Annotated in this window: 5 protein-coding genes and 1 pseudogene; 5 read left to right on the forward strand and 1 reads right to left on the reverse strand. The window is 71.3% G+C overall.

Annotated features, from left to right (window positions below):
• Window positions 1-115 precede the first annotated feature (115 nt).
• The 5 genes from ACQKIP_RS32430 to ftsH all read left to right on the forward strand — a co-directional run bounded on the left by ACQKIP_RS32430 (window position 116) and on the right by ftsH (window position 8162).
• Window positions 116-1483 (forward strand): ammonium transporter, encoded by a 1368-nt coding sequence (locus tag ACQKIP_RS32430; RefSeq protein ID WP_365864767.1) that lies wholly within the window; start codon window positions 116-118, stop codon window positions 1481-1483.
• Window positions 1480-1818: a P-II family nitrogen regulator gene (locus tag ACQKIP_RS32435; protein WP_365864765.1), complete on the forward strand. Its 339-nt coding sequence runs from the start codon at window positions 1480-1482 to the stop codon at window positions 1816-1818. The genes ACQKIP_RS32430 and ACQKIP_RS32435 overlap by 4 nt, the downstream gene beginning before the upstream one ends.
• A 63-nt stretch (window positions 1819-1881) precedes the next feature.
• The gene (locus ACQKIP_RS32440; RefSeq protein ID WP_365864763.1) at window positions 1882-4356 is read left to right on the forward strand and encodes a [protein-PII] uridylyltransferase; all 2475 of its coding nucleotides are present in this window, start codon (window positions 1882-1884) and stop codon (window positions 4354-4356) included.
• Window positions 4357-4514: 158 nt separating this feature from the next.
• A complete protein-coding gene (ffh, locus tag ACQKIP_RS32445; protein WP_365864761.1) occupies window positions 4515-6071 on the forward strand; it encodes a signal recognition particle protein in 1557 nt (518 codons plus the stop codon).
• A 150-nt stretch (window positions 6072-6221) separates the two neighbouring features.
• Entirely contained in the window at window positions 6222-8162 is a 1941-nt protein-coding gene (gene ftsH / locus ACQKIP_RS32450; RefSeq protein WP_365864759.1) for an ATP-dependent zinc metalloprotease FtsH, read from the forward strand.
• On the opposite strand, the pseudogene ACQKIP_RS32455 reads toward ftsH, so the two are convergent.
• Window positions 8159-8472, reverse strand: a pseudogene (locus ACQKIP_RS32455) (maleylpyruvate isomerase family mycothiol-dependent enzyme); the annotation flags it as partial. The gene ftsH and the pseudogene ACQKIP_RS32455 sit on opposite strands and share 4 nt — an antisense overlap.

Below are 8472 nucleotides of genomic sequence, written 5' to 3' on the forward strand. Positions count from 1 at the left end.
GCGCCGAGAGCACGCACCTGACGCCGCGCGGCCCGCCCTCCGGGCGGACGACGGGGGTGTGACGGCAGACCCAGCCCCGCCCGCACGGGCCGCATACGACGACGAGGAGACGCCGATGCCCCCAGGCATCACGATCGCCGCAGACGCCCCGCAGCTGTCTGCCGCCAACACTGGGTTCATGCTCATCTGTTCCGCCCTGGTGATGCTCATGACACCGGGACTGGCCTTCTTCTACGGAGGCATGGTCCGCGTCAAGAGCACGCTGAACATGCTGATGATGAGCTTCATCAGTCTGGGGATCGTCACCATCCTCTGGGTGCTGTACGGCTTCTCCATCGCGTTCGGCACCGACCACGGCAGCCTCTTCGGCTGGTCGTCCGACTACGTGGGCCTCAGCGGCATAGGGCTCACGGAGCTGTGGGACGGCTACACCATCCCGGTCTATGTCTTCGCGGTCTTCCAGCTGATGTTCGCGATCATCACGCCCGCACTGATCAGCGGTGCGCTCGCCGACCGCGTGAAGTTCACCGCCTGGGCGCTGTTCGTCGCGCTCTGGGCCACCGTCGTCTACTTCCCCGTCGCGCACTGGGTGTGGGGCACGGGCGGCTGGGCCTTCGAACTCGGCGTCATCGACTTCGCCGGCGGTACGGCCGTGCACATCAACGCCGGTGCCGCCGCGCTCGGCGTGATCCTGGTCATCGGCAAGCGCGTCGGCTTCAAGAAGGACCCGATGCGGCCGCACAGCCTGCCGCTCGTCATGCTCGGCGCCGCACTCCTGTGGTTCGGCTGGTTCGGCTTCAACGCCGGATCGTGGCTGGGCAACGAAGACGGCGTCGGCGCGATGATGTTCCTGAACACGCAGGTCGCCACCGCCGCCGCCATGCTGGCCTGGCTCGCCTACGAGAAGATCCGGCACGGCGCGATCACCACGCTCGGCGCCGCCTCCGGTGCCGTCGCCGGTCTCGTCGCCATCACCCCGTCCGGCGGCGCCGTCTCGCCGCTCGGCGCGATCGCCGTCGGTGCCATCGCCGGTCTGCTGTGCGCCATGGCCGTCGGCCTCAAGTTCAAGTTCGGCTACGACGACTCCCTCGACGTCGTCGGTGTCCACCTCGTCGGCGGTGTCGTGGGCTCGCTGCTCGTCGGCTTCTTCGCCACCGGTGGCGTCCAGTCCGACGCGAAGGGCCTCTTCTACGGCGGCGGCCTCGAACAGCTGGGCAAGCAGGCCGCCGGTGTCGGCGCTGTCCTCGCCTACTCCCTGATCGCCTCCGCGGTCCTGGCCCTCCTGGTCGACAAGACCATCGGGATGCGGGTCAGCGAGGACGAAGAGGTCGCGGGCATCGACCAGGTGCAGCACGCCGAGACCGCGTACGACTTCAGCGGAGCGGGCGGCGGCACCGCGCCCCGCACCGCCGCCGTGCCGGGCCCGGTCCAGGAGGCCGGCAAGAACAAGGACACCGGCAAGAACAAGAAGGTGGACGCATGAAGCTCATCACCGCGGTCGTCAAGCCGCACCGCCTCGACGAGATCAAGGAGGCCCTCCAGGCCTTCGGCGTCCAGGGCCTGACCGTCACGGAGGCCAGCGGCTACGGCCGTCAGCGCGGACACACCGAGGTCTACCGCGGCGCCGAGTACACCGTCGATCTCGTGCCGAAGATCCGTATCGAGGTCCTCGTCGAGGACGACGACGCCGAACAGCTCGTGGATGTCGTGGTGAAGGCCGCCCGGACCGGCAAGATCGGGGACGGCAAGGTCTGGAGCGTCCCGGTCGACACGGCGATCCGGGTACGGACCGGGGAGCGCGGCCCCGATGCGCTGTGACGCGGGCCGGGGTGGACTGACCGGAACAGAGCGGAACTGAGCGGGACTGACAGGAGCTGCTGGGTGACGAGTGTGGACGTACGTACTGAATCGGACTCGGAAGACTCCGGACCCAGCGGCTATGCGGCGGCCCGGCTGCGCCTCCTCCAGGGGGAGGCGCAGTCCGGGCCGCCGCGCCGTTCGGCCCTCGCCGATCTGACGGACGACTGGCTGACCGGGCTCTTCACGGGCGCGGGCGCCGGGGTGCCGCGCGGGGCCTCGCTGGTGGCCGTGGGCGGCTACGGCAGGGGTGAGCTGTCACCGCGCAGCGACCTCGATCTGCTGTTGCTGCACGACGGCAGCGCGGACGCGGGGGAGGTGGCGGCCCTCGCGGACCGCGTCTGGTACCCCATCTGGGACCTCGGGCTCGCGCTCGATCACTCCGTGCGGACACCGGCCGAGGCGCGCAAGACCGCGGGCGACGACCTGAAGGTGCAGCTGGGGCTCCTCGACGCCCGGCACGTGGCGGGCGACCTCGGTCTGACCGCCGGGCTGCGCACCGCGGTGCTCGCCGACTGGCGCAACCTCGCGCCGAAGCGGCTGCCGGAGCTGCGCGAGCTGTGCGAGGAACGGGCCGAGCGGCAGGGGGAGTTGAGCTACCTCCTGGAGCCGGACCTGAAGGAGGCCCGCGGCGGGCTCAGGGACGCGACCGCGCTGCGGGCCGTCGCCGCGTCGTGGCTCGCGGACGCGCCGCGTGAGGGGCTCGCCGATGCCCGGCGGCGGCTCCTGGACGTGCGGGACGCGCTGCATCTGGCCACGGGACGGGCCACGGACCGGCTCGCCCTCCAGGAGCAGGACCAGGTCGCCGCCGAGCTGGGGCTCCTGGACGCGGACACCTTGCTGCGCCAGGTGTACGAGGCCGCGCGCACCGTCTCGTACGCGAGTGACGTGACGTGGCGCGAGGTGAACCGGGTGCTGCGGTCCCGCTCCGTGCGGCCGCGCCTGAAGGCCATGCTGGGCGGCGGCAAGGGGGCGGCGGCCGAGCGGTCGCCGCTGGCCGAGGGCGTGGTGGAGCAGGACGGTGAGGTGGTCCTCGCCAGGGCGGCCAGGCCCGAGCGCGATCCGGTGCTGCCGCTGCGGGCCGCTGCCGCCGCGGCCCAGGCCGGCCTCCCGCTCTCGCTGCACGCGGTGCGCAGGATGGCGGCAGCGGTGCGTCCGCTGCCCACGCCGTGGCCCGCGGAGGCCAGGGAACAGCTGGTGACGCTGCTCGGTGCGGGGCGGCCGACCGTGGAGGTGTGGGAGGCCCTTGAGGCCGAGGGGCTGATCACCCGGCTGCTGCCCGACTGGGAGCGGGTGCGGTGCAGGCCGCAGCGCAACGCCGTGCACACGTGGACGGTCGACCGGCATCTGGTGGAGACGGCGGTGCAGGCCTCGGAGCTGACCCGGCGTGTGGGGCGGCCCGACCTGCTGCTCGTGGCAGGGCTGCTGCACGACATCGGCAAGGGCTGGCCGGGGGACCACTCCGAGGCCGGGGAGATCATCGCCCGTGACGTCGCCGCCAGGATCGGCTTCGACCGGGCGGACGTGGCGGTGCTCGCGACCCTGGTGCGCCATCACCTGCTCCTGATCGAGACGGCCACGCGGCGGGACCTCGACGACCCGGCCACGGTGAAGTCCGTCGCCGAAGCGGTGAAGACCACGGGGACCCTTGAGCTGCTGCACGCGCTGACGGAGGCGGACGCCCTTGCCACCGGTCCCGCGGCCTGGTCCGCCTGGCGTGGATCGCTCGTCGCCGACCTGGTGAAGCGGGTGGGGGCGGTGCTCTCGGGGGACGAGCCGGAGGGGGCGGAGGACGTCGCTCCCACCGCCGAGCAGGAGCGGCTCGCCGTGGAGGCGTTCCGTACGGGCGGTCCTGTGCTTTCCCTGCGCGCGCAGACGGAAGGGGCAGCGGGCTCCGAGGAGGGGGCGGCCGGGGACCCCGAGCCGCTGGGCGTGGAGCTGGTCATCGCGGTGCCGGACCAGCCCGGCGTGCTGCCCGCCGTCGCGGGGGTGCTCGCCATGCACCGGCTCGCGGTGCGCACCGCGGAGCTGCGGGGGGTCGGCCTTCCGTCCGGCCTCGAGGACCCGGTGCTGCTCCTCAACTGGCGGGTGGCGGCGGAGTACGGCTCGCTGCCGCAGGCCGCCCGGCTGCGGGCGGATCTGGTGCGGGCCCTCGACGGCTCGCTGGACATCGCGGCGCGCCTCGCGGAACGGGACGCGGCGTATCCCCGCCGCCGGGGCACGGTGGCCCCGCCGCCCCGGGTGACGGTGGCTCCGGCCGGCTCCCGCGTCGCGACGGTGATCGAGGTGCGGGCCCAGGACGCTCCGGGCCTGCTGCACCGCATCGGGCGGGCGTTGGAGTCGGCGGGAGTGGTGGTGCGCAGTGCGCATGTCTCCACGCTGGGTGCGAACGCGGTGGACGCGTTCTACGTGACGGAGCCGGAAGCGGGGGCGGGGCCGCTGACGGGGGAGCGGGCCGCGGGGGTGGCCCGGGCGGTGGAGGGGGCGCTGCGGGGGTAGGTGACCACGTGCGTCGGGGTGCGGGGCTCCGCCCGGATACTGCGGACCCACACCCGCAGTGGTGCAGATACCCTGGAGGGCGACCTATCCGCCCTCCCCCACGCTCAGCTTCGCGCGAGCGGGGGGCGCCCCCTTCGACCCGAGGATTCGCGACCGCCGTGTTCGACACTCTCTCCGACCGCCTCGCAGCGACATTCAAGAACCTCCGGGGCAAGGGCCGCCTGTCCGAGGCGGACATCGACGCCACGGCGCGCGAGATCCGCATCGCCCTGCTCGAGGCGGACGTCGCCCTGCCCGTCGTCCGGGCCTTCATCAAGCAGGTCAAGGAGCGCGCCGCCGGGGCCGAGGTCTCGCAGGCCCTGAACCCCGCCCAGCAGGTCATCAAGATCGTCAACGAGGAGCTCATCGGCATCCTCGGCGGCGAGACGCGACGTCTGCGGTTCGCCAAGAACCCGCCGACCGTCATCATGCTCGCCGGTCTGCAGGGTGCCGGTAAGACCACCCTCGCCGGAAAGCTCGGCCTCTGGCTCAAGGGACAGGGCCACTCGCCGCTCCTGGTGGCGTGCGACCTTCAGCGCCCCAACGCCGTGAACCAGCTCTCCGTGGTCGCCGAGCGCGCGGGCGTCGGCGTCTACGCCCCCCAGCCGGGCAACGGAGTCGGTGACCCCGTCGCGGTCGCCAAGGACTCGATCGAGTTCGCCAAGACCAAGCAGTACGACGTCGTCATCGTCGACACCGCCGGTCGTCTCGGCATCGACCAGGAGCTGATGCAGCAGGCCGCGGACATCCGCGACGCCGTCAGCCCGGACGAGGTCCTCTTCGTCGTCGACGCCATGATCGGTCAGGACGCCGTCAACACCGCGGAGTCCTTCCGCGACGGCGTCGGCTTCGACGGCGTCGTCCTGTCGAAGCTCGACGGTGACGCCCGCGGTGGTGCCGCCCTGTCGATCGCGCAGGTGACCGGCCGCCAGATCATGTTCGCCTCGAACGGCGAGAAGCTGGACGACTTCGACGCGTTCCACCCGGACCGCATGGCGTCCCGCATCCTGGGCATGGGCGACATGCTCACGCTGATCGAGAAGGCCGAGCAGACCTTCTCCCAGCAAGAGGCCGAGAAGATGGCCGCCAAGCTGCAGGGCAGCAAGGGCGGCAAGGACTTCACGCTCGACGACTTCCTGGCCCAGATGGAGCAGGTCAGGAAGATGGGCAGCATCAGCAAGCTGCTCGGCATGATGCCCGGCATGGGGCAGATCAAGGACCAGATCAACAACCTCGACGAGCGGGACGTCGACCGCACCGCCGCCATCATCAAGTCGATGACGCCCGCCGAGCGTGCGGACGCGGCGATCATCAACGGCTCGCGCCGCGCCCGTATCGCCAAGGGCTCCGGCGTCGAGGTCAGCGCCGTCAAGAACCTGGTCGAGCGCTTCTTCGAGGCCCGCAAGATGATGTCGCGGATGGCCCAGGGCGGCGGAATGCCGGGCATGCCGGGGATGCCGGGCATGGGTGGCGGCCCCGGCAAGCAGAAGAAGAAGCAGAAGCAGGCCAAGGGCAAGCGCAAGTCGGGCAACCCGATGAAGCGCAAGCAGGAGGAGCAGGAGGCCGCCGCCCGCCGCGAGCAGGCCGGTCAGGAAGGCGGCGCCTTCGGCCTGCCCGCCGGACAGCAGGGGCAGAACTTCGAGCTGCCGGACGAGTTCAAGAAGTTCATGGGCTGACGTCTTTCCGTCGTACGCCGCCTGAGGCGCCCCTCTGCTCTGCCGGGAGGGGCGCCTCAGGCGTTTTGGGATGTTTGCGGGCGTTTCGCCGTGTTCCTGGAGCGGATACGAGCAGGTGCCCGGCCCCTGTTTGTGTCGTAACGTCCCCGTATGAGCAACCCTGTGCCGCCGCGCCGGGCGACCGACAAGCCATGGCGCTCCGAGGGCGCGCCCCCGCCCCCGCCCGCGCCGCCGCCCAAGAAGAAGATGCCGGGCGGGTGGGGCGGGCTCATCCTCACCGCGCTCATCGTCTATCTCATCGCCAACCTCGTTCTCTCCTTCTTCAACGAGGGCGACGAGCCGACGATCTCGTACACGGAGTTCAGCAAGCAGGTCGACTCCGGGAACGTCACGAAGATCTACTCCAAGGGCGACGCGATCCAGGGACAGCTCAAGAAGGAGCAGGAGAAGCCGGGCGACGCGAAGGGGAAGTACACCAAGTTCACCACCCAGCGCCCCGCCTTCGCCGACGACAAACTCTGGGACGACCTCACCAAGCACGACGTCACCGTCACCGCCGAGCCGGTCGTCCAGGAGCGCAGCTTCCTCTCCAACCTGCTCATCTCGCTGGCCCCGATGCTGCTCCTGGTCTTCCTGTGGATCTTCATCGCCCGGCGGATGAGCTCGGGCATGGGCGGCGGCGCGGGCGGCATGCTGGGCCGCAAGGCGCCGCCCAAGCCGGTGGAGCTCGAACCCGGCGAGCAGCGCACCACCTTCGACGACGTGGCGGGCATCGACGAGGTGGAAGGCGAGCTCAGCGATGTCGTCGACTTCCTGAAGAACCCCGGCGCCTACCGCGAGATGGGCGCCAAGATGCCGCGGGGCGTGCTGCTCGCCGGCCTGCCCGGCACCGGCAAGACGCTGCTCGCGCGGGCCGTTGCCGGTGAGGCGGGGGTGCCCTTCTTCTCGGCGTCCGCCTCTGAGTTCATCGAGATGATCGTCGGCGTCGGCGCCTCGCGCGTACGGGAACTCTTCGCCGAGGCCAGGAAGGTCGCGCCGTCCATCATCTTCATCGACGAGATCGACACCATCGGACGGGCGCGCGGCGGCGGCAGCGGGATGGGCGGCCACGACGAGCGCGAACAGACGCTGAACCAGATCCTCACCGAGATGGACGGTTTCTCGGGCTCCGAGGGCGTCATCGTCCTCGCGGCCACCAACCGCGCCGACATCCTCGACCCCGCCCTGACCCGCCCCGGCCGCTTCGACCGGGTCGTCACCGTCAGCCCGCCCGACCGCGGCGGACGCGAGGCCATCCTCAAGATCCACACCCGGGAGATCCCGATGGCGGGCGACGTCGACCTCGCCCAGGTGGCCCGTACGACACCGGGGATGACCGGCGCGGAACTCGCCAACCTCGCCAACGAAGCCGCCCTGCTCGCGGTCAAGCGCAAGCAGAAGCTGGTCACGCAGACCGACCTCTCCGAAGCCCTCGAAAAGGTCCAGCTGGGCGCCGAGCGACCGCTGGTCATGCCCGACGAGGAGCGGCGGCGCACGGCGTACCACGAGAGCGGGCACGCCCTGCTCGGCATGCTCCAGCCCGGCGCCGACCCGGTCCGCAAGATCACCATCGTGCCGCGGGGACGCGCCCTGGGCGTCACGCTCTCGACGCCGGACTCCGACAAGTACGCGTACACGGAGGAGTATCTGCGCGGCCGGATCGTCGGGGCCCTGGGCGGCATGGCGGCCGAACACGTCGTCTTCGACGCCATCACCACGGGTGCCGAGAACGACCTCGAACAGGTCACCAACATCGCCCGCGGCATGGTCGGCCGCTGGGGCATGAGCGAGCGCGTGGGCCGGCTCTCGGCGCTGCCGGGCGACGCCCAGCAGGCCTACGGTCTCTCGGCCGCCCCGGTCACCCTCGACACGATCGACCACGAGATGCGGCGGATCGTCGACGCCTGCTACGAGAGCGCGTGCCGCCAGCTGAGGGAGCACCGGGACCAGCTGGACGCCCTGGCGGCGGCGCTCCTGGAGAACGAGACCCTGGAGGAGGAGGCGGCGTACCGGATCGCCGGCATCACCCGGCTCACCAAGTACACCGACTAGGCAGCCTGCTGGGCGAACCGGTGCTGCGGCTCCCCCCGGAGGCGGCCCGCGGGGAGCTTCCTGCCGTACAGGACGAGGAGAAGGTCCTGCGCGGAGCCGCGCAGGACAGTGCCGCTGCCGTAACTCCAGTCGAGATCGTCGGCGCGCAGCTCGACGCCGCCGACGTCCGCCCCGAAGAACTTGGTGCTCTTGGGCGTGACCTTCTTAAGAAGGACGTCGATACGGGCCGGCGGAACCCTGCGCTCCAGGCCGAGGGCGACCGAGATGTCGAGGCCGTGGACCACGTCGTGGCCGAGGGCTCCCTCGATCC

Origin of the sequence: Streptomyces sp. NPDC059900 (assembly GCF_050270335.1) — a bacterium.
Classification (GTDB): Bacteria; Actinomycetota; Actinomycetes; order Streptomycetales; family Streptomycetaceae; genus Streptomyces.

Bases quoted from the DNA above. Each gene is read 5' to 3' on its own strand.
- ACQKIP_RS32430 (WP_365864767.1), top strand. From the start codon at position 116: ATGCCCCCAGGCATCACGATCGCCGCAGACGCCCCGCAGCTGTCTGCC.
- ACQKIP_RS32435 (WP_365864765.1), top strand. From the start codon at position 1,480: ATGAAGCTCATCACCGCGGTCGTCAAGCCGCACCGCCTCGACGAGATC.
- ftsH (WP_365864759.1), top strand. From the start codon at position 6,222: ATGAGCAACCCTGTGCCGCCGCGCCGGGCGACCGACAAGCCATGGCGC.